Source organism: Prosthecobacter vanneervenii (assembly GCF_014203095.1).
Classification (GTDB): Bacteria; Verrucomicrobiota; Verrucomicrobiia; order Verrucomicrobiales; family Verrucomicrobiaceae; genus Prosthecobacter; species Prosthecobacter vanneervenii.
The window spans coordinates 1-1,470 of the sequence record NZ_JACHIG010000032.1 but is presented as its reverse complement, the minus strand read 5'-3'; the positions used below and the strand labels follow the sequence as shown (position 1 = coordinate 1,470).

General features: G+C 64.6%; 1 protein-coding gene. It reads left to right on the top strand.

What is annotated here, in order from left to right; all coding sequences use genetic code 11:
• Positions 1-76: 76 nt before the first annotated feature.
• A complete protein-coding gene (locus tag HNQ65_RS26475; RefSeq protein WP_221306310.1) occupies positions 77-1,312 on the top strand; it encodes an IS4 family transposase in 1,236 nt (411 codons plus the stop codon).
• Positions 1,313-1,470 lie beyond the last annotated feature (158 nt).

Sequence of the window (1,470 nt, the reverse complement as noted above, 5' to 3'; positions counted from 1 at the left end):
TGCCAGTAGTGTTCGGCATGGTGTTTGAGGGGGGTATGTGACAAAAACGTTGCTGTACCTTTGGGCCAAGGGTGGCATGAAGTTGCTGATGGCTGCAGCCCGAGTCCCAGCACCCAAGATTGAAGCCGCCCAGCTGCGGCACTGGAAGCTCATTGAGCAGTTCCAGCGTGTGCTCGACGAGGTCAGCCCGCAGCATCCCCCCCACCGCAGCGAGCACGATCCGCGGCGCACGCTGCACCAGCGCGACTACTTCTCGCTGTTTTTGCTCGGCCTGTTCAACCCGGTCATCACCTCCATGCGCGGACTTTGCCAGGCCAGCAGGCTGCAGCGCACGCAGCGCTTCCTGGGCATCTTGCCGGTGAGCCTGGGCAGCTTCTCGGAGGCGCAGAGCCTCTTTGACGCCCGGCTGCTCCAGGCCGTGCTGGAGCGCCTGGTGGCTGACCTGCCAGCAGAGCCCGGCCCCGGCGGCGTGGACCTCTCCGCGCTGCGCGTGGTCGACAGCACCTTGTGGTATGTGCTCCCGCGCATGGACTGGGCCACCTGGCGCAGCCAGTACAAGGACCAGCGCGCCGTGCGCCTGCACATCAAATACCGGCTGGCCGACGGCCTGCCAGCCGGCGGCCTGCCCTCCAACGGGGTTTTGTGCGAGCGCAAAGCCCTGCGCCATCAGCTCAAGGCCGGAGAGTTCTACATCGGCGACCGCAACTACGGCATGAACTACCGCTACCTCGAGGAGCTCGAGAGCGCCGGGTGCGGCTTTCTCATGCGCCTGCGCCAAAACCACGTCAAGGTGGAGACGCTCCAGGAGCTGCCGCTAAGCCAGGGCGACATCCAGGTCGGCGTCTGCCGTGATGAGCTTGTCATGCTCGGCGAGAGAGCCCTGTGCAAACGCGGCCCGTTCCGCCTGGTGGTCGTGGACCGGCCGGACATGGAGGAGCCCGTATGGCTGGTGAGCAATCAAACTGCGCAACAGCTCAGCGCCGGGGAGCTCGCCGGGCTCTACCGGCGGCGTTGGGAGGTGGAGGGTTTTTTCCGCTGGCTCAAATGCCTGCTGCCCTGCCGGCACTGGTTTGCGGAAAGCGAAAACGGCGTGGCCATCCAGATCTACGCCGCGCTGATCTGCGCGTTGCTGCTCACGCGCAGGCTGGGACGGCGGCCGAGCAAACGGATGCTGGAGATGCTGGCCTTTCATCAGATGCAGACTGCGAGCGAAGAGGAGCTGGCCGAAGCGCTGCGGCTTGAGGTGCAGCGCGCCACCCGTGTGCGCAAGCCGCGGTATGGGTCTTTGCAAAATTGGAAGCCTTCACGCTAGGGCATAAAGCAGGCGCACAGAACGCCAGGGCTGCGCGTGCCTGGATGCCAGCCTGCCGTCATTGAAGCTCTTTTGCCAATCTCTGCGTCGCCAAAATGCCGCGCCATGGTTCTTTGCTTCCCGCTCGAAAGCACTCCCAGTGCCGAACACTACTGGCA